Source organism: Streptomyces sp. NPDC045701, assembly GCF_056432045.1.
Window position 1 is genome coordinate 40,744 of sequence record NZ_JBWKJV010000010.1, and the last position, 24,426, is coordinate 65,169.

Genomic DNA, 24,426 nt, shown 5'->3' on the forward strand with positions numbered 1-24,426 from the left:
AGCCCGGCATGTCCGACAAGGCACCCCCGGTCCCGCCCGGCCCGGCGGACGGGGCCTACTCCGGCGGGCGGGCCGGCGCGGGGTAGTGGTCGGCCACGACCCTGGCCATCGCCCCGACGCGGTCCGTGACGACCTCCTTGCCCGAGAAGAAGACGTGGCCGCGCACCCTCGGGTATTCGCCGGCCAGGGTGAGGTGGCGCGACAGCTCGGCCGGGTCCTGCCAGGCGGCCGGCTGGGCGGGGTCACCGGCCTTGTAGAGCGCCTCGCCCACGTACACCTCGACGCCCGTGCCGCGGGCCACGTCGTCCCACCAGGGCACGAGCCTGGCGTAGTCGGCGGCGGCGAAGCCGATGTGCCAGTAGAGCTGCGGCGCCACGTAGTCGATCCAGCGCTCCTTCACCCACTTGCGGGTGTCGGCGTGCAGGTGGTCGTACGTCTGGACCCCGGCCCTGGTGTCGGAACCCAGGGGGTCGGTGGCGGCGTTGCGCCAGACGCCGAACGGGCTGATCCCGAACCGTACGTCCTTGTCGATCTCCCGGATCCGCCCGGACATCTCCCGCACCAGCCGGTCGATGTTGTCCCGCCGCCACGCCGCCCGGTCCGGGAACCCCGCGCCGTGCGCCGCGTAGGTGGCGTCGTCGGCGAAGGACTGGCCCGCCACCGGATAGGGGTAGAAGTAGTCGTCGAAGTGGACGGCGTCGATGTCGTAGCGGCGTACGGCGTCGAGCATGGCGTCCTGGACGAAGCTCCGCACCTCCGGCAGCCCCGGGTCGTAGTACAGCTTCCCGCCGTAGGGGACGACCCAGTCCGGGTGGACCCGGGCGGGGTGCCCCTCCGACAGGCGTGCCGGATCGGTGTGGTTGGCCACCCGGTACGGGTTGAACCAGGCGTGCAGTTCCAGGCCGCGCGCGTGCGCCTCGGCCACCGCCGTGCCCAGCGGGTCCCACCCGGGGTCCCGGCCCTGCACCCCGGTGAGGTACTGGGACCAGGGCTCGTACGGCGAGGGCCACAGCGCGTCGGCGGTGGGCCGCACCTGGAACACCACCGCGTTGAGCCGCCGCTCCACCGCGGCGTCCAGGAAGGCCAGCAGCTCGGCCCGCTGCCGGTCGGCCGGCAGCCCCGGCTTGGAGGGCCAGTCGCGGTTGGCGACGGTGGCCAGCCACATGCCGCGGAACTCCCGGCCGGCCCTCCGCCTGCCGTGCCTGCCGTGCGGGCCGCGCTCGCCGCGGCCGTTCCGGTGTCCGTGCCGGGGGCGCGCCGCCCCGCCCGCGTCCGCCGCCGCCCACAGCGACGCCACCGCTCCGAGCGTGGCCGCCACCAGGCCGCGTCTGCCGATATGCCGCATTCATATGCCCCTTGTCCAGCGTGTTGCTCCTGCTTTCGCCCCTTCTCCGCAGAGCATGCCCGCCCCGGACCGCCCTCCACCCGCGCGAACGGAGTAACGTCGTGGGGTCGAGGCGGGCGCCGGAATCACACGGGGGTCCTGCCGCAGGGAAGATCAGCGAAAGGCACGATGTGACCGACATCGAACGCGTCGGAGTGGTGGGCTGCGGCCAGATGGGCGCGGGCATCGCGGAGGTGTGTGCCCGTAGCGGCCTGGAGGTCAAGGTCGCCGAGACCACCGGCGAGGCGCTGGAGATCGGCCGTACCCGGCTGTACAACTCGCTTTCCAAGGCCGCCCAGCGGGGGAAGATCACCGAGGAGGAGCGCGACGCCACGCTCGCCCGGCTCAGCTTCACCACCGACCTCGGCGAGTTCGCCGACCGTGACCTTGTCATCGAGGCGGTCGTCGAGAACGAGCAGGTGAAGACCGAGATCTTCCAGGTCCTCGACCAGGTCGTGACCCGCCAGGACGCGATCCTCGCCTCCAACACCTCCTCCATCCCGCTGGTGAAGCTGGCCGTGGCGACGTCCCGCCCGGACCAGGTCATCGGCATCCACTTCTTCAACCCGGCCCCGGTGCAGCAGCTCGTCGAGCTGATCCCGGCGCTGACCACCTCGGAGGGCACGATCAGCCGCTCCCAGGCCGTGGTCGAGAAGGTGCTCGGCAAGCACGCGATCCGCGCCCAGGACCGCTCCGGCTTCGTGGTGAACGCGCTGCTGATCCCATACCTCCTCTCCGCGATCCGGATGTTCGAGTCGGGCATCGCGAGCCGCGAGGACATCGACAACGGCATGGAGATGGGCTGCGCCCACCCCATGGGCCCGCTGAAGCTCGCCGACCTCATCGGCCTGGACACGGTCGCCTCGGTCGCCGACTCGATGTACGCGGAGTACAAGGAGCCGCTGTACGCCGCTCCCCCGCTGCTGCAGCGCATGGTGGACGCCGGACGCCTCGGCCGTAAGACGGGCTCCGGCTTCTACCCCTACGGGTCGTGACACAGAGCGACGAAGATTCGCACGGGGTGTGCGGAGCGTGTTCGCATATGCCCTGCGCACACGCTCCCCCCCGCCCCCTGCGGGGGAGTTGACTCGGTTCCGCCGAGTCAACGAAGAGGAGCGGAAAACCGTGACCACCCACCCCGCACACTTAACGGCCGTCGAGGAGTTCGCAGAGCTGCGCCGCTGTCTCGACGTGGGGCTCGCCCGGATCGACGGGCAGCTCGCGCTGCTCGCCCAGCGCCACGGCCAGATCGACCGCGAACTCACCGATCTGGCCGCGCGCGTCAGCACCCTGGAGCAGGCCAGGTGGCCGCTGCCCGCCGTGTCCGCGTGCACCGCCGTGGGCGCGCTGGCCGTGGCGGTCTGGCAGGCGCTCGGCCACTGATCCGCGCGAGTCAGCCCAGCCGGAGATGGTGCAGCATCAGCAGCCCGGCCGCCATGTTGGCGGCCGGGACCTCTCCGCGGGCGATCATGTCCGGCACGAGTTTCAGCGGAATCCACTCGCGACGGGACGACTCGAAGTCGTCCTGGGGATGGCCGGTGTAGGTCGCCTCCTCCGCCCAGTACAGGTGGTGGCGGGCATCCGTCAGGCCGTTGGACGGCTCGACGGTCAGGAGGTGCTGCAACGGCCCCGGGCGCCAGCCCGTCTCCTCCTCCATCTCACGGGCGGCCGCGGCGGCGATGTCCTCGCCGTCCTCGACCACCCCCGCGGCGAGTTCCCAGCCCCAGCTGTCGGTGATGAAGCGGTGCCGCCACAGCATCAGCACCTCGTTGGCCTCGTTGACGGCCGTCGCGACGGCCACCGGCCGCAGCCGGATGAGGAAGTGGTCCAGGTGCCGGCCGTCGGGGAGTGCGACATCCGCGAGGTTGACCTTGAACCAGCGGTTCTCATAGATGGTTTGTTCGCTCAGGTTCGTCCACTGCACTTTTCTGCCACCTTCCGACAAGTAGATGGCAATATCGCAGCAGGCTTACGTACCGGGCGGAACGTCGCACGGGAAGGTCACAGCGGCACGCGCAGCGCCCCGTCGATGAGGCCGGCCGCCTCCCGCGCATCGCCGCAGCCGCTCGCCACCAGGTGACCGCGCACCTCCCGCAGCCGGTCGCGCAGCCGCTGCGACTCCATCCCCCGTGCCCGCTCGGCCATCTCGACCGCCGTCCGCGCCGCCCGGTCCGCCTCGCCCTGCCGCAGCTCGATCTGGCTCAGCATGGCCAGCCGGTGCACCCGCCCCCGGTCGTGCGCCGGGGAGCGCACGGCGGCCGCGGCGTGCTCCCGCGCGCCGCTCAGGTCGCCCAGGCTCAGCAGCGCCTCGGCCACCTGCACATTGACCAGGCCCGGCTGGACGTAACCGGTCTCGTCCGGCTCGTGGCCCCGGCGGATGCGCTCCGCCTCCGACTCCGCGCGCCGGATGCATCCCAGAGCGCCGGCCCCGTCGCCGAGGTGCGCGTACGCCTTCGCCTGCATCGCGTACAGGTCCGCGGCGAGCGCCGGGGTGATCTGCCGGCCGGCGGTCCGCAGCGCCGCCTCCGCGAACGCCACCGCCTGCCGGTACTCCCCCATGAACAGCGACTGGTTGACCAGCAGGGCGATCACATAGCCGCCGAGCCCCCGGTCGCCGCTCGCCTTGGCCAGCCGCAGGGCCTGGTGGAAGTAGCGCTGCGCCAGGCCGTGCGCGTCCGAGTCGTACGCGCAGATGCCGGCGACCGCCACGAGCCCGCCGGTCGCCCGGTGCAGATGGCGGCCCAGGGCGTCGTTGTAACCGCCGCGCAGCAGCGGCGCGGTCTCGGCGTTGAGGAAGCCGACGATCCGGGCGCGGGTGGCGATCCCGCCCGCCCGGCGGTACATCAACTCGTAGTGGGCGCGGGCCGCGCGGAGCATGGTGACGTCGGACATGCTGACGCGGGTCTGGCCCTCGCGGGAGACGTCCGCGTCCTCCGGGGGGTTCTCCCACTCCCAGACCGGCATCACCGCCGGGGTGCCGGTCACCGCCGGTGCGCCCAGTATGTGCGGCCGTTGCTGCTCGTCGGAGCGCCACAGGGCGGTGGCCCGCTCCACGAAGCCGGACAGCGGGGAGCCGTGTGTGACGGCCCCTCCGCCGGGGACACCGAGCCCGATGTCGTCGAGGGTGACCGGCCGGCGCAGCCGGGCGCCCAGCACCTCGCAGATCAGGTCGGGCACCTGGCCGCGTGGTCGCTGGCCCTTCAACCAGCGGGCCACCGCGGTGTGTTCGTACCGCAGGGCCAGACCCCTGGTCCGTCCGGCCTGGTTGACGTGGGCGGCCAGGCCCGCGTGCGATATCCCCGCCTCGTCGAGCAGGGCGTCGAGCAGGGTGTTGGGCTGCATGGGGCCCCTCCGGTGACTCGGTGTGCCCAGACTAGTGGAGCCCGGTTCGCACGGGGTGTGAACGGAATGCCCGTATCCGTACTCCGCGTGCTCTGCCGCCATGCGCCCGGCGCCGGTTGACTGGGCGGTCTCCCACCGATGCGGCCGGGCCGCCGGCTCCCCCCTCGTACAGTGCGGCGGCCCGTCCGCGCGTCGTCCGTCCTGCCTGATCCGCCCGACACTCCGGGACAGGGCGGGCGGCGCCGGCCGCACCGTCCGTGTCCCTGCCGGCCGTCAGCGAGGGGAGGGAGCGATGGGGGTGTGGCGCAGTCCCTGGTCCGCGGGCTGCGCCGGCACCCGGCAACGGTCGTTGCGCACGACCATCAGCGCCGCGTCGTCGGTCAGCCGCCCGCCGGTGTGGCGCAGCAGCGCCGCGTGCACCCGGCGGATCAGGGCCGCCGGGGGCACCGGCGCGCCGTCGAGGGCACCGTCCAGCACGTCCTGGAGGCGGAAGAACCGTCCCGCGGCGTCCCGGGCGTCCTCCACGCCGTCCGTGTGCAGGAACAGGGCCTCGCCCGGCGGGAGCGTCACGCCCCGGTGCGGGGGCAGTTCGTCCGGCAGCGGGAAGGTCCCGAGCGGCGGCAGCGGGTCCCCCGCCGGAACCGGTTCGGCCCCCGTACGGCTCAGCCGGTAGGGCCACGGGTGCCCGCAGTTGAGGGCCAGTACGGTGCCGTCCCGGCGGATCTCCAGCAGCAGTACGGTGACGAACTCCTCCGCCGCCGGGTTGTCGGGGTCCCACCCGCCCGACGCGGGGTGCTCCTCCCGCGCCCGGTCCCGCAGGTGCCGCCCGAGCGCCCGCTCCAGCCGCCGCAGGACGCCGCCGAGTTCGGGTTCGTCGTGCGCGGCCTCCCGGAAACTGCCCAGCACGGCGGCGACCGCCCCGAGCGCGGGCAGCCCGTGACCGCGTACGTCACCGATGACGATCCGCACGCCGTACGGGGTGGCGACCGCCTCGTACAGGTCGCCACCCACGGTCGCGCCCCGGGCGGCCGACAGCTGGGCGGCGGCGAGGGACAGGCCGTCCAGCCGGGACGGTGGCGGCCGCAGCAACACCTGCTGGGCGGCGTGGGCCACCGCCCTGACCTGTTTCAGCTCCCTGGCCAGGCCCCGGTGGATGCCCAGGACCAGTCCGCCGCCCACGGTGAAGAGGGCGGCGCTGGTGGCGATCCGCCCGGCCGTCCCCTCCTGCTGGGCGGTCGGGCAGGTGAGCTTCCACAGCACGGCGACCGCGCCCCAGAGGGCGAGCGGGGCGAGCGGGGCGAGGCGACGAATGCAAGTTCGCGTACGCGGCATGCGGACCGTCCTTCTCCAGGCCCCTCCTCGCGGTCGGGACGACTGTGTCGATCGTCCATGGCCGGGGGGAAAGTCCACCAGACTTCCCACTCGAACGAGTGAGGGGCACCGCCGGTGTTCCGGCCATGCCCCTCATCGCGTGCGGATCGGTCAGGCGCCGCGCAGCACCGCGCCCGTCCGCTCGGCGGCGACGGCCACCGCCGCGTCACGGGCGGCCGTGGCCTCCTCGACGGTCAGGGTGCGGTCGGCGGCGCGGAACCGCAGGGCGTAGGCGAGGGACTTCCGGCCCTCGCCGATCTGCTCGCCCTCGAAGACGTCGAACAGGCGGATGGACTCCAGCAGTTCGCCGGCGCCCTCGCGCAGCGCCTTCCCCACCTCGGCGGAGGGGACCTGCCGGTCCACGACCAGGGCGACGTCCTGGGTGGCGACCGGGAACGCCGAGATCCGCGGCGCGCGTACGGCACCGGCCGACGCCCGCTCTACGGTGTCGAGGTCCAGCTCCATCGCGCACGTACGGGCCGGCAGGTGGAGCGCCTTGACGACGCGCGGGTGCAGCTCACCGGCGTAACCGACGACCTGCACCGTTTCCTCGTCGCCATCGGCGACCACCACGGCCAGCTCGGCACAGCGGCCCGGGTGCCACGGCCCGTACCGGCCCTGGCGGACGATCAGCTCGGCACCGGCCTCGCGGGCGACGGTCCGGGCGGCCTCCACCGCGTCGGCCCAGTCGGACGGGCGGCCCTCGCCCCACCAACCGGCCTGCTCGCGCGCACCGGCGAGCACCACGGCGGCGTGCCGCGGCTGCTCGGGCAGGACGGCGTTGACGCCGGCGATCTCCTCGTCGGTCGGGCGCCGGTCGACGGGCAGCCGCACCGCGACGCCCGGCTCACCGGCGGCCCGGAAGACCAGACCGGTCTCGAAGAGCGCCAGGTCGTGGCTGCCGCGGCCGTCGTTGCGGCGCAGTGCGCCGAGCAGACCCGGCAGCAGCGCCGTGCGGAGCGCGGGCTCCTCGTCGGAGAGCGGGTTGACGAGCGTGACGACCTGGCGGCACGGGTCGTCCGCCGGGATGTCGAGCTGGTCGAGGACCTGCGCGCCCATGAACGGGTAGTTCAGCGCCTCGACGTACCCGGCACCGGCCAGGGCGCGGCCCACGCGGCGGTGGGTGCGCTGGCGCTCGGTGAGCCCGCGGCCGGCCGGGGGCTTGGGGAGCGTGGAGGGCAGGTTCTCGTACCCCTCGAGGCGGATGACCTCCTCGGCGAGGTCGTTGGGCTCGCCGAGGTCGGGGCGCCAGGACGGGGCGGTGACGACCAGCTGGTCCTGCCCGTACACGTCGCAGCCGACCTCCTGGAGGCGGCGGACGACGGTCTCGCGGCCGTACGCGACGCCCGCGACGCGGTCGGGGTGGTCGGCGGGCATCGTGATCGTACGCGGCGCGGACGGCGCGAGGACCTCGGTGACGCCGGCCTCCGCGGTGCCGCCCGCGAGGAGGACCAGCAGGTCGACGGTGCGCTGCGCGGCGGCGGCGGCGGCCTGCGGGTCGACGCCGCGCTCGAAGCGCTTGGACGCCTCGGAGGACAGCTTGTGGCGGCGCGCGGTGCGGGCGATGGAGATCGCGTCGAAGTGCGCGGCCTCGACGACCACCTCGGTGGTGCCGCGGACCTCGCCGGTCTCCGGGTCGGTGACGGCGTCGGCGATCTCGGTGTTGGCGCCGCCCATGACGCCCGCGAGGCCGATGGGGCCGCGGTTGTCGGTGATGAGCAGGTCGGCCGGGTCGAGGACGCGGACCGTGCCGTCGAGGGTGGTGAGCTTCTCGCCGGGCTCGGCGCGGCGGACCGTGATGGGGCCGTCGAGCCGGGTGCGGTCGTAGGCGTGCAGCGGCTGGCCGAGCTCCAGCATCACGTAGTTGGTGATGTCGACGGCCAGGCCGATCGGGCGCATGCCGGCCTTCTGGAGGCGGCGCTGGAGCCAGATCGGCGAGCGTGCCTCGGGGTCCAGGCCGACGACGGTGCGCGCGGTGAAGCGGTCGCAGCCGATCGGGTCGGAGACCTTGACCGGGTAGCCGTACGAGTTGGGCGCGGGCACGTCCAGGAGCGCCGGGTCGCGCAGCGGCAGGCCGTACGCGGTGGCGACCTCGCGGGCGATGCCGCGCATCGACAGGCAGTAGCCGCGGTCGGGCGTGACGGCGATGTCGAGGACCTCGTCGTACAGCTCCAGCAGCTCGGTGGCGTCGATGCCGACCTCGTACTCCGGCGGCAGCACGATGATGCCGTGGGAGCCGTCGTCGCCCATGCCCAGCTCGTCGCCGGAGCAGATCATGCCGCGCGAGACCCTGCCGTACGTCTTGCGCTCGGCGATCCGGAAGTCGCCGGGGAGGACGGCGCCGGGCAGGGCCACGACGACCTTGTCGCCCTCGGCGAAGTTCCGGGCGCCGCAGATGATCTCCTGCGGCTCGCCGGTGCCGTTGGCGTCGCCGACGTCGACGGTGCAGAAGCGGATCGGCTTCTTGAACTCGGTCAGTTCCTCGATGGTGAGGACCCTGCCCACCACGAGCGGGCCCGTCAGGCCGGCGCCGAGCCGCTCGACGGTCTCGACCTCCAGCCCGGCCGACACCAGCTTGGCCTGTACGTCACGGCCGGTCTCCGTCGCCGGCAGGTCGACGTACTCCCGCAGCCACGAAAGCGGGACCCGCATCAGATCTCCATCCCGAACGGCCGGGTGAACCGGACGTCACCCTCGACCATGTCTCGCATGTCCTCGACGTTGTGGCGGAACATCAGCATCCGCTCGATGCCGAACCCGAAGGCGAATCCGCTGTACTTCTCGGGGTCCACACCGCAGGCGACGAGCACCTTGGGGTTGACCATGCCGCAGCCGCCGAGCTCGATCCAGCCCTCGCTGCCGCAGGTGCGGCAGGGCCGGTCCGCGTTGCCGACGGACTCGCCGCGGCAGACGTAGCAGAGCATGTCCATCTCGGCGGACGGCTCGGTGAACGGGAAGAAGTTCGGGCGCAGCCGGGTCTTCATGTCCGAGCCGAAGAGCGCCTGGACCATGTGGTCCAGGGTGCCCTTGAGGTCGGCCATGGTCAGGCCCTCGTCGACGGCGAGCAGCTCGATCTGGTGGAAGACCGGGGTGTGCGTGGCGTCGAGCTCGTCGGTGCGGTAGACGCGGCCGGGGCACACCACGTACACGGGCGGCTCGCGGTCGATGAGCGTGCGGGCCTGCACCGGGGAGGTGTGGGTGCGCAGCACGATGCCGGACTCGTCACCCCGGGTCCCCTCGGGCCCCTGGACGAAGAAGGTGTCCTGCATCTGGCGCGCCGGGTGGTCCGGTACGAAGTTCAGGGCGTCGAAGTTGAACCACTCCGCCTCGACCTCCGGGCCTTCGGCGACCTCGTAGCCCATGGAGACGAAGACGTCCGCGACGCGCTCCATGAGGGTGGTCAGCGGGTGGCGGGCGCCGGCCGGGGTGCGGTCGTGGGGCAGTGTGACGTCCACGGCCTCCTCGACGAGCACGCGCGCGTCGCGCTCCGCCTCCAGCTCGGCCTGGCGGGCGGCCAGTGCCTTGTTCACGGCACCCCGGGCCTGGCCGACGCGCTTGCCGGCCTCGGCCTTGGCGTGCGGCGGCAGGGCGCCGATCTCCCGGTTCGCGAGGGCGAGCGGCGAGGTGGGGCCGGTCTGCGCGACCTTGGCCTCGTGCAGCGCGTCGAGGTCGCCGGCGGCCGCGAAGGCGGCGAGCGCCTCGTCCCGCATGCGCTCGATCTCTTCCGGTTTCAGTGCCTCGACCTCGACTGGGTCGTACGACTTGTTCGGTGCCGACATCTCTTCCCGTACTTCCGATGGGCTGGCTGGGGCCCCCGCTCGACGACCGAGGACGCAAAGGTGCCAAAGGACGAGTCTAACGGGGTGCGGGCAGGCGGATGAGCCGCGGATCAGCCCGTGGACACGCGCGGCCTGAGCTAGCTCAGATAGGCCGGGGCGCCCACGGGCAGCGTAAATCGGAACTGGGCCCCGCCGACGGGTCCGCGGCCGACGGTGATCGTCCCGCCGTGCGCCTCGACGATGCCCTTGACGATGTACAGGCCGAGGCCGGTCCCGCCGCGCTTGCTCCCCCGCCAGAAGCGGGTGAAGACGCGGCCCATCGACTCCTCGGGAATGCCGGGACCTTCGTCGCTCACGGTGACGGCCGTTCCCTTCTCGTCGTCGTGCGGGCCGGTGGGTGCCACCTCGATGGTGACGGTTCCCTCGCCGTGGCGCACGGCATTTTCGAGCAGGTTGCCCAGCACCTGGTCGATCTTGTCCGGGTCGGCCCACAGGTCGGGCAGCGGGCGGCACACGCGGACGAAGAACCGGTCCGGGGACTGGCCGCGGGCGGTGTGCGCCTGGATGTGCCGGCCGACGGCGGCGGCGATGTCGACGGGCTGGCGGCGCACCTCGAGGCGGCCGGAGTCTATTCGGGAGATGTCGAGGAGCTCGGCGATCAGCCGGGTCACGCGGTTGGCGTCGGCGTCGACGGTCTCCAGCATCAGCCGCTTCTGGTCGTCGGTGAACCGTTCCCACTTGGCCAGCAGGGTGGCGGTGAAGCCCTTGACGGAGGTGAGCGGGGAGCGCAGTTCGTGGGCGACGGTGGCGATGAGCTCGGCGTGGCTGCGTTCGGTGCGGCGCCGCGCCTCGGTGCCGCGCAGGGTCACGACGACCTTCCGCACCGGCCCGAGGGGCTCCTCGCGTACGTAGCGGGCGGCGACGAGCACCTCGCGGTTGCCGGGCAGCAGCAGGTTGCGCTCGGGCTGCCCTCCGCGGATGGCGAGGCCGCCGTACGGGTCGGTCAGCGCCCACCAGCGCCGGCCCTTGAGGTCCTCCAGCGGCAGCGCCTGGTCCAGCGGCCGGCCGATCGCCTCGGCGCGGGCGACGGAGGTGAGGCGTACGGCCGCGGCGTTGAAGCACACGACCCGGCCCTGCTCGTCGGCGACGACGAGCCCGTCGGGAAGGTCGTCGGGGTCGATCGATGGCGCGGCGGTGCCGGCGGGAGCCCCCGCGCCGCTGCCCACTAAGGCGCCCTCCCGCGCTGCGGGCCTGCTGGTGCCGACCGTCATCCCCGTCTCCCACCCCTCCGTGTGACGCAGTGGGCCCCCGAGCCCGCCACCCTACTAGCTGGAGGTGACGGAGCGGCACCCTCCGGCAGCACGCTGCGCACGCGCGGAGCCGTAGAGACATACGGCCGCGGCGGTCGCGAGGTTCAGGCTCTCGGCCTTGCCGTGGATCGGGACGCGCACCACGGCGTCCGCGAGGGCGCGGGTCTCCTCGGGCAGGCCCCACGCCTCGTTGCCGAAGATCCAGGCGGTGGGCCCGCCCATGGTGCCCGCGTCGAGCTCGGCGTCCAGGTCGTCCTCGCCCGCCCCGTCGGCGGCCAGGACCCGCAGGCCGGCGCCCGTCAGCCCGGCGACGGCCTCCTCGACGGGGACGCCGACGGCGACCGGGAGGTGGAAGACCGAGCCCACGGAGGCGCGCACGGCCTTGGGGTTGTAGAGATCGACGGAGGCGTCGGTGAGGACGACGGCGTCGGCGCCGGCCGCGTCGGCGCACCGCAGCACGGTCCCGGCGTTCCCCGGGTCGCGTACGTGGGCGAGGACGGCGACGAGCCTGGGGCGGCTGCCGAGGATCTCCGCGAACGGCGAGTCCAGGAACCGGCACACCCCGAGCAGCCCCTGCGGCGTGACGGTCTGGGAGACCTCGGCGAGCACGGCGTCGGAGGCGTGGTGGACGCGGGCGCCGGTGGCGCGGGCGGCCTCGACGATGTCGGCGTACCGCTCGGCGGCCTCGACGGTGGTGAACAGCTCCAGCAGGGTCGGCTCCCCGCCGCTGCGGTGGGCGACGGCCTCGCGCACGGCCTGGGGGCCCTCCGCGATGAACCGGCGCTCCTTGCCCCTGAAGGTGCGCTTGGCGAGCCGCCGCGCCGCGATGACGCGCGGGGAACGGGGGGAGATCAGCTCAGGGGTGCCCATGGTGGTCGGCGGCTCTCTCGTGGTGGGTGCGGAACAGACCGGACCCGCAGGCTCGGGGCCTGCGGGTCCGGGGCGAAGAACTGCGGCCTGGAAGATCAGGCAGCGGCCTTCGGGGCGTTGACGTCGCTCGGGAGCGCCTTCTGGGCGACCTCGACGAGCGCGGCGAACGCGTTGGCGTCGTTGACCGCGAGCTCGGCCAGGATCTTGCGGTCCACCTCGATGTTGGCGGCCTTCAGACCCTGGATGAGGCGGTTGTACGTCATGCCGTTGGCGCGGGCAGCGGCGTTGATGCGCTGGATCCACAGCTGACGGAAGTCACCCTTGCGCTTCTTGCGGTCGTTGTAGTTGTAGACCAGCGAGTGGGTGACCTGCTCCTTGGCCTTGCGGTACAGGCGCGAACGCTGTCCGCGGTAGCCGCTGGCCTGCTCGAGGATCGCCCGGCGCTTCTTGTGGGCGTTGACTGCCCGCTTGACGCGTGCCACTTGTTAACTCCTTGTAGCGGGGCCGTGGTTGGACTCACACGGCCCGGAAACGATATGGGTCCCGGTGTCGGGCTGCCCCCGTCGCCGGGGGCGGGAGGTCAGTCAGATGCCCAGCATCTTCTTGATCTTGGCGCTGTCACCCGGGGCCATCTCGGCGTTGCCGGTGAGGCGACGCGTCAGCTTGGACGACTTGTGCTCGAGCAGGTGGCGCTTGCCGGCGCGCTCGCGCAGGATCTTGCCGGAGCCGGTGACCTTGAAGCGCTTCTTGGCACCGGAGTGCGTCTTGTTCTTCGGCATAGCGCCGTTCTCTCCTCGTCAGTGGCGCTCCCAGCCGGTCCGGGGACCGGCGACCGGGAGCGTCAGATGTGTCGGTTGAAACCTGGGCGGATGCCCGGGAATCAGGCCTCGGCAGCCTCGTCGGCGGCCTCGTCGGCCACCTCGTCCGCCTGGGCGGGATGGCCCTGGCGCTCCGCCTTGCGGGCGGCCTGCGCCTCGCGGGCCTCGGCCATCGCCTCGGTCTTCTTCTTGTGCGGTCCGAGAACCATGATCATGTTCCGGCCGTCCTGCTTCGGGTTCGACTCGATGAAGCCGAGGTCCTGGACGTCCTCCGCGAGCCGCTGCAGCAGCCGGAAGCCGAGCTCCGGCCGGGACTGCTCGCGACCACGGAACATGATCGTGATCTTGACCTTGTCGCCCTGCTTGAGGAACCGGACGACGTGACCCTTCTTCGTGTCGTAGTCGTGCGGGTCGATCTTCGGCCGGAGCTTCATCTCCTTGATGACCGTGTGCGCCTGGTTCTTGCGCGCCTCACGGGCCTTCATGGCCGACTCGTACTTGAACTTGCCGTAGTCCATGAGCTTGCAGACCGGCGGACGGGCGGTCGCCGCGACCTCGACGAGATCGAGGTCGTACTCCTGCGCAAGCTCCAGGGCCTTGGCAAGCGGAACAATCCCGACCTGCTCGCCGCTGGGACCGACAAGTCGCACCTCGGGAACGCGAATCCGGTCGTTGATGCGGGGCTCGGCGCTGATGGATCCTCCTCGGTAGCACCACGCGACCGCCTGGCGGACGGACGCGTAACGTCTGTTGTGTGCGACCAACCGCGCCGGTGCATGAAAAACGCCCCGGACGGGACACAGGCGGGGCTCCTGGTGATACCGGAGCACCGCCACGGCGTACCGCGGGGCGCACATCGGGCGGCTCCATCGTCCGTACGGAACGATGGTCGCCACCTGACCGGTGACCCGCCGCCCCTAGGGACGGCCAGGTGGGAGATCGGAGCCTCCACTTGTGGGCTGGAACACGAGTCGCGTCCAGCCGGTCGTCACACCAGGTTACCAGCTCCGGCCGGGTGCGGCTAACCGGCACAGGGCGCATATCGTGGGCGTCATGAGTGACGCCACGCCGAGCAACGCCTCCGCCGCACAGACCACCGATTTCGAGACCATGACCCGCGACATCGCGGAGGTCCCCGCGGTCGAGGTGATCGTGACGGTCGCCGTCAACCTGATGAGCGCCGCCGCGGTCAAGCTCGGCCTCACCGAGGAGGGCGACCGGTACAAGGACCTCGACGAGGCGCGCAAGCTGGTCCACGCCCTGGCGGGGCTGCTGGACGCGGGCGCCACGGAGATCAGCTCGTTCCACGCGGCGCCCCTGCGGGACGGGCTGAAGTCCCTCCAGCTGGCGTTCCGCGAGGCGTCGGCCTTCCCCGACGAGCCGGGCCAGGGCCCGGGCGAGAAGTACACGGGGCCGGTCTTCGGCTGATCTCAGGGCCGTACGTAGAAGGGCTCGCCCGGAGGCGTGGCCGCGGCCGGCAGAAGTGCCAGGTCCAGGCCCCGCACCAGGCGGGCCCTCAGCGTCTCGTCGGCCGCCAGGGCGCGGGCGACCCGCTGGGCGGCCTCCGCGGCGGACGCGTCCGGGGCGAGGACCAGGGCGAGGGTGCCGTCCGCGGTGCCGGGGCCCAGGTGGGCGCGGAGCACCCCGGGCTCGGCGGCGACGACGGCGCGCACCGCCGCCGTGACGGCCGGGTCGGCGAGCGGGTCGGTGGTGGTCCGGCCCTCGGCGAGGGCGAGCAGCGCCCGGCCGGTCAGCTGGTACGGCACCGGTCCGGCGAGGTCCAGGACGAGCGTGTCGGCCTTCTCGTGGGCGGCCGCTCGGAGTGCCTGGTGCAGCGGTACGGCGACGGGGCGGGCGGCCGGGTCCCACCGGGCCAGCGACGCCAGGGACGTGAACGCCGGCAGCGCGCGGCGGTCACCGGCGGTGAGCGTCGGCACCGCCATGTCGCTGGTCTTCTCGCGGCGCAGTCCGGTCTCCGCGTCCTCCTCGACCTCGCCGAGGACGGCGACGACCGGGACCAGCAGCCGGGCGTCCTTGAGGGCCGCCAGGACGCGCGGCTCGGCCGCCCGGTCCTCCGCCCAGGCCGCGAGGGCCTCGGCGAGCCGGGGGTCGGCGGTGCCGTCGTCGTCGGAGAAGCCGGGGTCCGGGATGTTCTTGAGCGCCACGCGACGAGCCTAACGGCGCCGCTCAGCGTCCGGTGGCCCGGCCCCCGCGCCACAGGACGACCGCGGCGGCCAGCAGGAGCACGCCGAAGGCGCCGGTGACCGGGGCGAGCAGGCCGATGCCCTCGTCCGCGCCGCGCTCGGCCGCCGGACCGCTCCCGAAGTAGCGCTTGCCGTAACCGGCGCTCGCCGCCCTGAGGTCGGCGGGGCGCAGTTTCGCGCCCGCCGCGATGGCCGCGGCCGGGTCGACCGTCCCGTACCCCTTGTCGATGTCGTGGCCGCCGCCCCGGGGGCGGTCGCGGGCGGTGTCCGTGAGGAGCTTCTTGACCTGCGCCGGGGTCAAGCCGGGGTGGGCGGCCCTGACCAGGGCGACGGCTCCCGAGACGAACGCCGAGGCGGCGCTGGTGCCCCACCCCTGGTAGTACTTCCGGTCCGGGTCGGCGATCACGATGTCGACGCCGGGCGCGCTGACGGTGGCGTACCAGCGGCTGGTGGAGAACGCGGCGTGGGTGCCGTACCGGTCGACGGCGGTGACCGCGATGACGCCGGGGTAGGCGGCGGGGTACGAGATGTGGTCGCCCTTGTCGCCGCCGTTGCCGGCCGAGGCGACCACGACGGCGCCCTTGGCGAGGGCGTACTGGACGGCGGCGTCCTCGCCCGCGTCGGGGTGGGCGGACTCGCTGTCGTCGCCGAGGGAGAGGTTGATGACGTCAGCGCCCTGGTCGACGGCCCAGCGGATGCCCTGCGCGAGGGCGGTGCCGCGGGTGTTGCGGGCCTTGGCGCGGGCCGGGTCGCCGCCTTCGAGGATGACGCGGACGGGCAGGATCTTCGCCTCGGGCGCGATGCCGAGGACGCCGTCCTCGCGGCCGGAGCCGTGCCCGTGGCCCGCGATGATGCCGGCCATGGAGGTGCCGTGGCGGGCCCAGGCGCGGTCGCCGCGCCGGGCGCCGAAGCCGATCAGGTCCTTGCCGGGCAGGACGTTGCCCTTGAGGTCGGGGTGGCTGTCGTCGACCCCGGTGTCGAGGACGGCGACGGTGACGCCCGCGCCCTTGGTGGTGCGCCAGGCCTCGGCCGTGTGCAGCGCTTCGAGGCCCCACTGCTGGGCGCGGATGCCGTCGGCGTGGGCCGGGGTGGCGGGGAGCACGGCGAACGCCGTGGCGGCGAGGGCGGCGGTGAGCGCGGTGCGGCGGCGGTGGGTCATCGGGGCTCCCGCGGGGCCTCTCCGGTCTTCGCCGTCGTCCGCAGGCCGCGCTCGATCCGGTCGGCGACGCCGTCCGCGTCGTGGCCGAGCCCGGCCTGCGCGGGCGTGCTGGTCTGTCCCTCGGCCATCGCCTCGGCGGCGGGCTGCGGGTCGTCGACGGTGCGGCCGTCCGCGAAGCCGGACACCGCGTAGACGACGACGGGTACGTCGGTGAGGACGCTGACCCGCCAGCTCGCACGCTGCGCGTCGCCGAAGCGGGCGGCGACGGTGCCGGGGGCGGGCAGTGTCCGGGGCAGCAGGTCGGTGCGCTCGTCGAGGCTCTCGTCGGCGAAGCGCTCGCGCAGGGCGGTCATGCCTGGCCGGTCGGCGTCGGTGAAGACCATGCCGACGGTGGTGACGCTGGTGGCGGTGGCGTCGGTGTAGGTGGCGCGCAGCACGCGCTCGCACCCCACCGGGCGCAGCGCCGTGACCAGCAGCGGGTCGAGGGCGCCGGCGCACGGGCCGTCGGGTGCCACCGCGACGCGCGTCCAGGTCCGGTCGGCGCGTCCCGGTCCGGCGCCCTCACCGTCGAGGGTGCGGGGGAACAGCGAGTCCACGGGGACGCTGTGCCACAGGCGGCGGGCCTCGGTGTAGCGGTCGGAGGACTGCGCGGCCGAGTCGCCCACGAGCCAGGCGCCGGCGGTGGCCCCGCCGGTGAGCCCGAGGCCCAGCACGAGGCAGGCGACGGCGGCGGCCGCGCGGGCCGGGTGCCGGCCGGGGACGGGGCGGAGGCGGGTGGTGGTCTCGGCGGGCGTCTCGGGCGGCGTCCAGTAGGGCCGCGCGGCGGGCGGGGCGCCGGCGCCGGGCCGGGGGGTGAGGTCGACGGCGCCGACGGGCCGCCGCCGGATGGGCGCGGCGGGCGGGGCAGCCGGTGGGGCCGGTTGCGCGCTGGGCCGGGCAGCCGGTGGGGCCGGTTGCGCGGTCGGCGCGGGCGGCGGTGCGGTGGGCGCGGGCGGCGGTGCGGTGGGCGGGGCCCAGGGGCGCGGCGGGGCGGACGCGGAGTCGCGGGCCGGGCGGAGCCGGGTGGTGGTCTCGGCGGCGGGCGCGGCCGGGGCCGGGGCGTCGGCGGAGCCCCGGGCGGGGGCGGTTGCCGGGGCCGTCGGCGTACCGGCGGGCGGGGCGGGCCGGGTGGTGCGTACCGGAGCGGTGCCGGGCGCCGCCGCCGGCGGGGCGGGGGCCGGTATCGGGGAGGAGGGGGAGGTGACGCGTGCGGTGTCCGTGGCGCGGGAGGCAGGGTGTCGTGCCTCGGTGCTCATCCGCCCCCCTCGGTGTCGTCCGGATCGCCTTGCGGGGCAGGCCCGTTCGTCAGCGCGTGGGTAACTCTACGGGCTGCCTCCGCCTGATCGGGAACGAGGCCGCAGGTCGGGGCGGATCTGACCGGAACATCCCCCTACCCCCCGGACAGGTCCTTCTGACAGGCTCTGGCCATGACTCCGCGTGCCGCTGACCGAGCCCGGTACGACCGGGCCACCGCCCACCTCGACGCGCCCGTCGCCGTCGTCGACCTGGAGGCGTTCGACGCGAACGCCGGCGATCTGGTCCGCCGGGCCGGCGGGAAGCCGGTCCGGGTGGCGAGCAAGTCCGTGCGCTGCCGCGCCCTGCTGGAGCGGGTGCTGGCCCGGGACGGGTTCGCGGGGATCATGTCGTACACGCTGGCCGAGTCGCTGTGGCTGGCGCGCGCCGGGTTCGACGACGTCCTGCTGGCGTACCCCTCGGCGGACCGCGCCGGGTTCGCGGAGCTCTCGCGGGACGCCAAGCTCGCGGGCGCGGTGACCGTGATGGTCGACGACCCGGCGCAGTTGGACCTGATCGACGGGGCGCGGGAGGGGGGCGCCGAGGAGGTCCGGGTCTGCCTGGAGCTGGACACGTCGTTGCGGCTGCTGGGCGGCCGGGTGCGGGTCGGAGCGCGGCGCTCGCCACTGCGGACGCCGGCCGAGGTGGCGGAGCTGGCGCGGTCGGTCGCGCGCCGTCCGGGGTTCCGGCTGGCGGGGCTGATGGCGTACGAGGGTCACGTCGCCGGGGTGGGCGACGCGATCGCCGGGCGGCCGGTGCGCTCGCGAGCGGTGCGGTTGATGCAGGCGGCCGCGCGGCGGGAGCTGGCGGCGCGCCGGGCGGCCGTGGTGGCGGCGGTACGGGCGGTGGCGCCGGATCTGGAGTTCGTCAACGGGGGCGGGACGGGCAGCGTCCAGCACACGGCCGCCGAGGAGGCGGTGACCGAGATCGCGGCCGGGTCGGGGCTGTACGTGCCGCGGCTGTTCGACAACTACTCGTCGTTCACCGGCCGTCCGGCGGCGCTGTTCGCCCAGCCCGTGGTGCGCCGGCCGGGGCTGGGGGTGGTGACGGTGCTGGGGGGCGGCTATCCCGCGTCGGGTGCGGCGGGCGCGGACCGGCTGCCGGTTCCGTACCTCCCGGAGGGACTGCGGTACGACCCGCGAGAGGGGGCGGGCGAGGTGCAGACCCCGCTGCTGGGCTCCCCCGCCGACGACCTGCTGATCGGCGACAAGGTGTGGTTCCGCCACGCGAAGGCGGGCGAGCTGTGCGAACGGTTCGACGTACTGCACCTGATCGAGGGCGACCGGGTCACGGCGACCGTTCCGACGTACCGGGGCGAGGGGCGGACGTTCCTGTGACCGGCGCCCTCAGGGGCCGATGGAGCTGCCGACTCCCCCGCCGGTCGAGCTGCCGATGGGGCGGATGCCCCGGGTGATCTCGTCCATGACGGACGGCGGCGGGGCGCCCGGCCCGGCGGAGAGGACGAACCGCACGATGACGGGCGACTCGCTGCCCAGCGACGAGGGGAAGACCAGGGACTGGACGTAGCCGCCGGGGCCCTGGCCGGTGGTGACCCGCCAGCGGACCAGGTGGCCGGTGCGTCCGGCGACGACGGTGGACCGCTCGGCGACCACCTCGTGGGAACGGATGCCGCCGTGGGGCCGGACGCCCAGGGCGTCCTCCTCGAAGGCGCGGTCGGCGGCCTTGCCGATGTCGTCCCGGGCGATGGCGCGGGGGTCGCTGGTGCCGGTGGCCGTGGCGGTGAGGGACGACACCGAGCCGCGCCGGCAGGTGCGGCTGCTCGCGGCCGGGCACGGGTCGGCGGCGACGGTCGCCACGGTCGGCAGGTTCTCGGTGCCGAACTCCGGTTCCTCCCAGCCGTCGAGGACGGGCAGGGTGATGCCGTTGAGCTGGTCGACCACGAGCGTGGGGTCCTCCTCGCCGGGGGAGGCCGAGGCGGGCGCGGTGGACGTGGTGGAGCTCGCCGGGGGCGGCGCGGGGCTGTTCACGGCGTCGGCGGGAGGCTCGTCGCCGGAGCCGAGGAGGGCCGCCGCCGCGGCGGCCGCGGCCACCACCGCGACTCCCGCGGCGGCGGCGACGGCGCGGCCGGTCCGCTTCCGCCCCGGCGGGTGCGGGGCCGCCGCCATGACGGTGGTGGCGGCGCCGGTGGCGCGGGTGTGCCCGGTCCAGGCGGTGCCGTCCCACCAGTGCTCGACGGCCGGGTTGCCGGGGTCGGGGTACCAGCCCGGGGGCGTCATGCTCATGCGGTCACTCTAGGGGGTGTCCGTGCGGTCTCGCCCGGCCCGCGATGCCCCCCGCACGCCCGCTCGCCGCGCGGTCCGACGGCCGGGCGTCGTGCGACGCCCGGTGGTCGGGAGCGGGTGGACGTGGCCTACAGAGGGGTGACGTAGGCGCCGGAGATGCCTCCGTCGACGAGGAAGTCGGTGGCGTTGACGAACGACGAGTCGTCGCTCGCCAGGAACGCCACGGCAGCCGCGATCTCGTCGGCCTCGGCGAAGCGGCCGGCCGGGATGTGGACGAGGCGCCGGGCGGCGCGCTCCGGGTCCTTGGCGAACAGCTCCTGGAGGAGCGGGGTGTTCACCGGGCCGGGGCACAGGGCGTTGACGCGGATGCCCTCGCGGGCGAACTGCACCCCAAGCTCACGCGACATGGCGAGGACGCCGCCCTTGGAGGCGGTGTAGGAGATCTGGCTGGTGGCCGCGCCCATGACGGCCACGAACGAGGCGGTGTTGATGATGGAGCCCCTGCCCTGGCGCCGCATGTAGGGGATGGCTGCCTTGCAGCACAGGTAGACGGAGGTGAGGTTGACCTCCTGGACCCGCCTCCAGGCCTCCAGGCCGGTGGTGAGGATGGAGTCGTCGTCGGGAGGCGAGATGCCCGCGTTGTTGAAGGCTATGTCGACGCTGCCGTAGGTGTCGTACGCCGTCCTGAAGAGCGCCTCGACCTCGTCGGCGTCGGTGACGTCGACGCGTACGAAGGTGCCGCCGACCTCGTCGGCCGCCGCCTTGCCGGCCGTCCCGTCGATGTCGCCGCAGACCACGTTCGCGCCCTCGGAGGCGAGGCGGCGCGCGGCGGCGAGGCCGATGCCGCTGCCGGCGCCGGTGATGACGGCGGTACGGCCGGCCAGACGGCGGCACACGGTGTTCTCGGTCATGGGTCAGGCCTCCGTGCTGATGAAGACGTTCTTGGTTTCGGTGAAGGCGGTGAGGGCGTCGGGGCCGAGCTCGCGGCCGAGGCCGGACTGCTTGTAACCGCCGAACGGGGTCCAGTAGCGGACGCTGGAGTGGGAGTTGACGGAGAGGTTCCCGGCCCGGACGGCGCCCGAGACGCGCAGCGCCCGGCCGACGTCCCGGGTCCAGATGGAGCCGGACAGGCCGTACTCGGTGGCGTTGGCGAGCCGGACGGCGTCCGCCTCGTCGTCGAAGGGCAGGACGACGGCGACGGGACCGAAGACCTCCTCGACGGCGGCGGGCGCGTCGGGCGGGAGGCCGGTGAGAACGGTGGGCGGGAACCAGAAGCCGGGGCCCTCGGGGGCCTTGCCGCGGATGCCTTCGGCGCCGTCGGGGACGTACGACCGGACCCGCTCCAGCTGGGCCCGGGAGATGAGAGGGCCCATTTGCGTCCTCTCGTCGGACGGGTCGCCGACGACGATCTCCTCGATGGCGGGCGTGAGGAGTTCCAGGAAGCGGTCGTGGACGGAGCGCTGGACGAGGATGCGGGTGCGGGCGCAGCAGTCCTGGCCGGAGTTGTCCAGGAACGACATGGGGGTGGCGGCGGCCGCGGCCTCGATGTCGGCGTCGGCGAAGACGATGTTGGGGCTCTTGCCGCCGAGTTCGAGGGTCACGCGCTTCACGCGGTCGGCGCACTTGGCCATGATGGCCTTGCCGACGCGGGTGGAACCGGTGAAGACGATCTTGGCTACGCCGGGGTGCTCGACGAGCGCGTTCCCGGTGACGGCGCCCGCTCCCGGGAGTACCTGGAAGAGGTGCTCGGGGAGCCCCGCCTCCAGGGCGAGTTCGGCGAGCCGGAGGGCCGTGAGGGGCGTGGTCTCGGCGGGCTTGAGGAGGACCGCGTTGCCGGCCGCGAGGGCGGGCGCGGCGCCCCAGGCGGCGATGGGCATGGGGAAGTTCCACGGGGCGATGACGCCGATGACGCCCAGGGGTTCGAGGACGGTGACGTCGAGCCCGCCCGGGACGGGGATCTGGCGGCCGTTGAGGCGTTCCACTCCCCCGGCCGCGTAGTCGAGCAGGTCGCGGACGTTGCCGGCCTCCCAGCGGGCGTTGCCGAGGGTGTGGCCCGCCTCGCGGACCTCGAGCCTGGCCAGTTCCTCGACGTGCTCGTCGACGACGGCGGCGAAGCGGCGCAGCAGGCGGGCGCGGTCGGCGGGGGCCGCGGCGGCCCAGGTGCGCTGCGCGGCGCCGGCGCGGGCGACGGCGGCGTCGACGTCGGCGGGGGTGGCGGCCGGGACGGTCGCGACGACCTCTTCGGTGGCGGGGTCGAGGACGAGGTGCTCGGTGCTCACATGGCTCCTTGCGTGCGTTCGGGTTACCGGTGTTCGCGTGGCATGCGGGCGCGTCACATGCGTTCGAAGGAGCGGCGCAGCTCCCAGTCGGTCACCGCGGCGTCGAAGGCTTCCAGCTCGACCCGCGCCATGTTGCGGTAGTGGGCGACGACCTCGTCCCCGAAGGCGGCCCGGGCGATGGGGCTTCGCTCCCACAGCTCGGCGGCCTCGCGCAGGGTGGTGGGCACGTGGGCGTAGTCGGCGGCGTACGCGTTGCCGTCGCACGGCTCGGGCAGTTCCAGCTCCTGCTCGATGCCGTACAGCCCGGCCGCGACCAGGCCCGCGACGGCGAGGTGCGGGTTGACGTCACCGCCCGGGAGGCGGTTCTCGAACCGCATCGAGCGGCCGTGGCCGACCACCCGGAGGGAGCATGTGCGGTTGTCGTGTCCCCAGGCGACGGCGGTGGGCGCGAAGGAGCCGGGCTGGAAGCGCTTGTAGGAGTTGATGTTGGGCGCGTAGAGCAGGGAGAAGTCCCGCAGCGCGGCGAGCTGTCCGGCGAGGAAGTGCCGCATGACCGGGGACATGCCGTCGGGTCCGTCGCCCGCCATGACGTTGCGGCCGGGGTCGTCGAGGGACTGGAGCGACAGGTGGATGTGGCAGGAGTTGCCCTCGCGCTCGTTGTACTTCGCCATGAAGGTGAGCGAGACGCCCTCCTGGGAGGCGATCTCCTTGGCGCCGGTCTTGTAGATGGCGTGCTGGTCGCAGGTGACCAGGGCCTCGTCGTACTTGAACGCGATCTCGTGCTGGCCGGGGTTGCACTCGCCCTTGGCCGACTCGACGGTCAGTCCGGCGGCGGCCATGTCGTTGCGGATGCGGCGCAGCAGCGGCTCGATGCGCCCGGTGCCCAGGATGGAGTAGTCGATGTTGTACTGGTTCGCCGGGGTGAGACCGCGGTAGTCCGCGTTCCACGCCTGCTCGTAGGTGTCCTGGAAGACGATGAACTCGAGTTCGGTGCCGACGTGGGCGGTGAAACCGTGCTCGGCGAGCCGTTCCAGCTGGCGCCGCAGGACCTGGCGCGGCGCGGCGACGACGGGCGAGCCGTCGTTCCAGGCGAGGTCGGCGACGAGGAGGGCCGTGCCCTCGTTCCAGGGGACGCGCCGCAGCGTGGTCAGGTCGGGGCGCATGGCGAAGTCGCCGTAGCCCTTGGCCCAGGAGGACATGGCGTAGCCGTCGACGGTGTTGAGCTCCACGTCCACGGCGAGGAGGTAGTTGCAGCCCTCGGTGCCGTGCTCCAGTACCTCGTCGAGGAAGAACGGTGCGGCGAACCGCTTGCCCTGGAGCCGCCCTTGCATATCGGGGAAGGCCAGGACCACTGTGTCGATCTCACCGCTCGCGACGAGGGCACGGAGTTCCTCGACGTCGAGCGGGGGTTTGCGGTCTGCCACGGGATTGCTCCTCCTTCGGTCAGCCGGGAGCCATAAGGTATTGGGTGAGACCATTGCTTGGGAAGGGGAAACCGCGAGGTGGCGAAGAAGAGCTCGGGCCGCGGGCCCGGGGACCGGCTGGCCCCGGTGCTGCGGCCGGTGCGGGCGGGCAACGGCTTCGAGGAGGCCCTGGAGCAGATCCTCCAGGTCGTCCGGCTCGGACTGGTGCCCGGTGGCGAGCGGCTGCCCGCCGAGCGGGAGCTGGCCGAGCGCATGGGGATCAGCCGGGTCACGCTGCGCGAGGTGCTCAAGGTCCTCCAGGAGCAGGGCCTGGTGGAGAGCCGGCGCGGCCGCTACGGCGGAACGTTCGTGCTGCACCGGGAACGGACGCCCGGGGACACGGGCGAGGCGGAGCTGCGGCGCCGCATCGCGTCGGTGGACGTGGAGGACACGCTGCGCTTCCGCGAGGTGCTGGAGGTGGGCGCGGCGGGGCTGTGCGCCGCGCACGGGCTGCCGGAGGCGGGCGCCGAGCGCCTGCGCGCCGCGCTGCGGGCCACGCACGACGCGCCGCTGGACGACTACCGGCGCCAGGACACGCTGCTGCACCTGACGCTGGCGGAGCTGTCCGGTTCGCCGACGCTGACGGCGCAGTACGCGGCGGTGCGGGCGTCGGTGAACGACCTGCTGGACTGCATCCCCCTGCTCGTACGCAACCTGGAGCACTCGCAGCACCAGCACACCGCGGTGGTGGAGGCCGTCCTCGAAGGCGACGCGGACGCGGCGCGCGAGGTGATGCGGGAGCACTGCGCGGGGACGGCGGCGCTGCTGCGCGGGTTCCTGACGTAGACGGGTTGGACGGCCGCCGCACGGTCCGCCCCGCGCGAGCGGGGAGCGCGGGTGCCGGCGCGAGCGCGGGGCGCGGTCCGGCGTAA

The 24,426-nt window shown here is 73.8% G+C and carries 23 protein-coding genes; 5 read left to right on the plus strand and 18 right to left on the minus strand.

Features of this window, described 5'->3' with window-relative positions; all coding sequences use genetic code 11:
• Positions 1 to 55 precede the first annotated feature (55 nt).
• Positions 56 to 1,345, minus strand: coding sequence for a glycoside hydrolase family 10-like protein (locus AC07DW_RS14205; protein WP_478857922.1), 1,290 nt, complete (start codon positions 1,343 to 1,345; stop codon positions 56 to 58).
• Positions 1,346 to 1,515: 170 nt separating this feature from the next.
• On the opposite strand from AC07DW_RS14205, the gene AC07DW_RS14210 reads away from it, so the two are divergent.
• Both AC07DW_RS14210 and AC07DW_RS14215 read left to right on the plus strand, forming a co-directional pair.
• The gene (locus tag AC07DW_RS14210) at positions 1,516 to 2,379 is read left to right on the plus strand and encodes a 3-hydroxybutyryl-CoA dehydrogenase (protein WP_478857923.1); all 864 of its coding nucleotides are present in this window, start codon (positions 1,516 to 1,518) and stop codon (positions 2,377 to 2,379) included.
• A gap of 130 nt (positions 2,380 to 2,509) precedes the next feature.
• Entirely contained in the window at positions 2,510 to 2,767 is a 258-nt protein-coding gene (locus AC07DW_RS14215; protein ID WP_478857924.1) for a hypothetical protein, read from the plus strand.
• A gap of 10 nt (positions 2,768 to 2,777) precedes the next feature.
• On the opposite strand, the gene AC07DW_RS14220 is transcribed toward AC07DW_RS14215, so the two are convergent.
• From AC07DW_RS14220 to infC, 10 genes are all read right to left on the minus strand, one after another.
• Positions 2,778 to 3,308: an NUDIX hydrolase gene (locus AC07DW_RS14220; RefSeq protein WP_478857925.1), complete on the minus strand. Its 531-nt coding sequence runs from the start codon at positions 3,306 to 3,308 to the stop codon at positions 2,778 to 2,780.
• A gap of 77 nt (positions 3,309 to 3,385) precedes the next feature.
• On the minus strand, positions 3,386 to 4,726 hold the full coding sequence (locus AC07DW_RS14225) for a transcriptional regulator (RefSeq protein ID WP_478857926.1): 1,341 nt from the start codon (positions 4,724 to 4,726) through the stop codon (positions 3,386 to 3,388).
• Positions 4,727 to 4,999: 273 nt separating this feature from the next.
• Positions 5,000 to 6,058: a PP2C family protein-serine/threonine phosphatase gene (locus AC07DW_RS14230; protein ID WP_478857927.1), complete on the minus strand. Its 1,059-nt coding sequence runs from the start codon at positions 6,056 to 6,058 to the stop codon at positions 5,000 to 5,002.
• 150 nt (positions 6,059 to 6,208) lie between these two features.
• A complete protein-coding gene (gene pheT, locus AC07DW_RS14235; RefSeq protein ID WP_478857928.1) occupies positions 6,209 to 8,749 on the minus strand; it encodes a phenylalanine--tRNA ligase subunit beta in 2,541 nt (846 codons plus the stop codon).
• On the minus strand, positions 8,749 to 9,876 hold the full coding sequence (gene pheS / locus AC07DW_RS14240; RefSeq protein WP_478857929.1) for a phenylalanine--tRNA ligase subunit alpha: 1,128 nt from the start codon (positions 9,874 to 9,876) through the stop codon (positions 8,749 to 8,751). Before pheS ends, pheT begins: the two co-directional genes overlap by 1 nt.
• Positions 9,877 to 10,013: 137 nt before the next feature.
• Positions 10,014 to 11,147 carry a sensor histidine kinase gene (locus AC07DW_RS14245; protein ID WP_478857930.1) on the minus strand — a complete coding sequence of 378 codons (1,134 nt, stop codon included), beginning with the start codon at positions 11,145 to 11,147 and terminating at the stop codon, positions 10,014 to 10,016.
• Between the two features lie 54 nt (positions 11,148 to 11,201).
• On the minus strand, positions 11,202 to 12,056 hold the full coding sequence (locus AC07DW_RS14250; RefSeq protein ID WP_478857931.1) for a TrmH family RNA methyltransferase: 855 nt from the start codon (positions 12,054 to 12,056) through the stop codon (positions 11,202 to 11,204).
• Positions 12,057 to 12,151: 95 nt separating this feature from the next.
• Positions 12,152 to 12,538 (minus strand): 50S ribosomal protein L20, encoded by a 387-nt coding sequence (gene rplT / locus AC07DW_RS14255; protein ID WP_064068121.1) that lies wholly within the window; start codon positions 12,536 to 12,538, stop codon positions 12,152 to 12,154.
• Between the two features lie 102 nt (positions 12,539 to 12,640).
• Positions 12,641 to 12,835 carry a 50S ribosomal protein L35 gene (gene rpmI / locus AC07DW_RS14260; protein WP_041128339.1) on the minus strand — a complete coding sequence of 65 codons (195 nt, stop codon included), beginning with the start codon at positions 12,833 to 12,835 and terminating at the stop codon, positions 12,641 to 12,643.
• A 101-nt stretch (positions 12,836 to 12,936) separates the two neighbouring features.
• Entirely contained in the window at positions 12,937 to 13,638 is a 702-nt protein-coding gene (gene infC, locus AC07DW_RS14265) for a translation initiation factor IF-3 (RefSeq protein ID WP_478857932.1), read from the minus strand.
• A gap of 289 nt (positions 13,639 to 13,927) precedes the next feature.
• On the opposite strand from infC, the gene AC07DW_RS14270 reads away from it, so the two are divergent.
• Complete coding sequence (locus tag AC07DW_RS14270; protein WP_478857933.1) at positions 13,928 to 14,302, plus strand: DUF1844 domain-containing protein; 375 nt, start codon at positions 13,928 to 13,930, stop codon at positions 14,300 to 14,302.
• 2 nt (positions 14,303 to 14,304) lie between these two features.
• Here the strand turns inward: AC07DW_RS14270 and AC07DW_RS14275 are convergent, their stop codons facing one another.
• The 3 genes from AC07DW_RS14275 to AC07DW_RS14285 are packed head-to-tail and all read right to left on the minus strand — an operon-like array spanning position 14,305 to position 17,532.
• The gene (locus AC07DW_RS14275; RefSeq protein WP_478857934.1) at positions 14,305 to 15,039 is read right to left on the minus strand and encodes an SseB family protein; all 735 of its coding nucleotides are present in this window, start codon (positions 15,037 to 15,039) and stop codon (positions 14,305 to 14,307) included.
• Positions 15,040 to 15,061: 22 nt separating this feature from the next.
• Positions 15,062 to 16,237 carry a type VII secretion-associated serine protease mycosin gene (gene mycP, locus AC07DW_RS14280; protein ID WP_478857935.1) on the minus strand — a complete coding sequence of 392 codons (1,176 nt, stop codon included), beginning with the start codon at positions 16,235 to 16,237 and terminating at the stop codon, positions 15,062 to 15,064.
• Positions 16,234 to 17,532 carry a hypothetical protein gene (locus tag AC07DW_RS14285; protein WP_478857936.1) on the minus strand — a complete coding sequence of 433 codons (1,299 nt, stop codon included), beginning with the start codon at positions 17,530 to 17,532 and terminating at the stop codon, positions 16,234 to 16,236. Before AC07DW_RS14285 ends, mycP begins: the two co-directional genes overlap by 4 nt.
• Before the next feature lie 171 nt (positions 17,533 to 17,703).
• On the opposite strand from AC07DW_RS14285, the gene AC07DW_RS14290 reads away from it, so the two are divergent.
• Positions 17,704 to 18,906 carry an amino acid deaminase/aldolase gene (locus AC07DW_RS14290; RefSeq protein WP_478857937.1) on the plus strand — a complete coding sequence of 401 codons (1,203 nt, stop codon included), beginning with the start codon at positions 17,704 to 17,706 and terminating at the stop codon, positions 18,904 to 18,906.
• Between the two features lie 9 nt (positions 18,907 to 18,915).
• On the opposite strand, the gene AC07DW_RS14295 is transcribed toward AC07DW_RS14290, so the two are convergent.
• The 4 genes from AC07DW_RS14295 to AC07DW_RS14310 form a co-directional block, all read right to left on the minus strand.
• Positions 18,916 to 19,812: a DUF2510 domain-containing protein gene (locus AC07DW_RS14295; protein WP_478857938.1), complete on the minus strand. Its 897-nt coding sequence runs from the start codon at positions 19,810 to 19,812 to the stop codon at positions 18,916 to 18,918.
• Between the two features lie 128 nt (positions 19,813 to 19,940).
• On the minus strand, positions 19,941 to 20,723 hold the full coding sequence (locus AC07DW_RS14300; RefSeq protein ID WP_478857939.1) for a 3-oxoacyl-ACP reductase: 783 nt from the start codon (positions 20,721 to 20,723) through the stop codon (positions 19,941 to 19,943).
• Between the two features lie 3 nt (positions 20,724 to 20,726).
• The gene (locus tag AC07DW_RS14305) at positions 20,727 to 22,091 is read right to left on the minus strand and encodes an aldehyde dehydrogenase family protein (RefSeq protein ID WP_478857940.1); all 1,365 of its coding nucleotides are present in this window, start codon (positions 22,089 to 22,091) and stop codon (positions 20,727 to 20,729) included.
• A gap of 53 nt (positions 22,092 to 22,144) precedes the next feature.
• A complete protein-coding gene (locus AC07DW_RS14310; RefSeq protein WP_478857941.1) occupies positions 22,145 to 23,515 on the minus strand; it encodes a glutamine synthetase family protein in 1,371 nt (456 codons plus the stop codon).
• Positions 23,516 to 23,593: 78 nt separating this feature from the next.
• Between AC07DW_RS14310 and AC07DW_RS14315 the strand changes: the two genes are divergently transcribed.
• Entirely contained in the window at positions 23,594 to 24,340 is a 747-nt protein-coding gene (locus AC07DW_RS14315) for a FadR/GntR family transcriptional regulator (protein WP_478857942.1), read from the plus strand.
• Positions 24,341 to 24,426: the final 86 nt, after the last annotated feature.

What these genes read in the sequence shown, in the direction of transcription:
- rpmI (WP_041128339.1), bottom strand. Translation starts at nt 12,835, where the DNA reads ATGCCGAAGAACAAGACGCACTCCGGTGCCAAGAAGCGCTTCAAGGTC.
- AC07DW_RS14295 (WP_478857938.1), bottom strand. Translation starts at nt 19,812, where the DNA reads ATGAGCATGACGCCCCCGGGCTGGTACCCCGACCCCGGCAACCCGGCC.
- AC07DW_RS14290 (WP_478857937.1), top strand. Translation starts at nt 17,704, where the DNA reads ATGACTCCGCGTGCCGCTGACCGAGCCCGGTACGACCGGGCCACCGCC.
- mycP (WP_478857935.1), bottom strand. Translation starts at nt 16,237, where the DNA reads ATGACCCACCGCCGCCGCACCGCGCTCACCGCCGCCCTCGCCGCCACG.
- AC07DW_RS14205 (WP_478857922.1), bottom strand. Translation starts at nt 1,345, where the DNA reads ATGCGGCATATCGGCAGACGCGGCCTGGTGGCGGCCACGCTCGGAGCG.
- AC07DW_RS14230 (WP_478857927.1), bottom strand. Translation starts at nt 6,058, where the DNA reads ATGCCGCGTACGCGAACTTGCATTCGTCGCCTCGCCCCGCTCGCCCCG.
- pheS (WP_478857929.1), bottom strand. Translation starts at nt 9,876, where the DNA reads ATGTCGGCACCGAACAAGTCGTACGACCCAGTCGAGGTCGAGGCACTG.
- AC07DW_RS14300 (WP_478857939.1), bottom strand. Translation starts at nt 20,723, where the DNA reads ATGACCGAGAACACCGTGTGCCGCCGTCTGGCCGGCCGTACCGCCGTC.
- AC07DW_RS14270 (WP_478857933.1), top strand. Translation starts at nt 13,928, where the DNA reads ATGAGTGACGCCACGCCGAGCAACGCCTCCGCCGCACAGACCACCGAT.
- AC07DW_RS14285 (WP_478857936.1), bottom strand. Translation starts at nt 17,532, where the DNA reads ATGAGCACCGAGGCACGACACCCTGCCTCCCGCGCCACGGACACCGCA.
- AC07DW_RS14245 (WP_478857930.1), bottom strand. Translation starts at nt 11,147, where the DNA reads ATGACGGTCGGCACCAGCAGGCCCGCAGCGCGGGAGGGCGCCTTAGTG.
- AC07DW_RS14250 (WP_478857931.1), bottom strand. Translation starts at nt 12,056, where the DNA reads ATGGGCACCCCTGAGCTGATCTCCCCCCGTTCCCCGCGCGTCATCGCG.
- AC07DW_RS14225 (WP_478857926.1), bottom strand. Translation starts at nt 4,726, where the DNA reads ATGCAGCCCAACACCCTGCTCGACGCCCTGCTCGACGAGGCGGGGATA.
- pheT (WP_478857928.1), bottom strand. Translation starts at nt 8,749, where the DNA reads ATGCGGGTCCCGCTTTCGTGGCTGCGGGAGTACGTCGACCTGCCGGCG.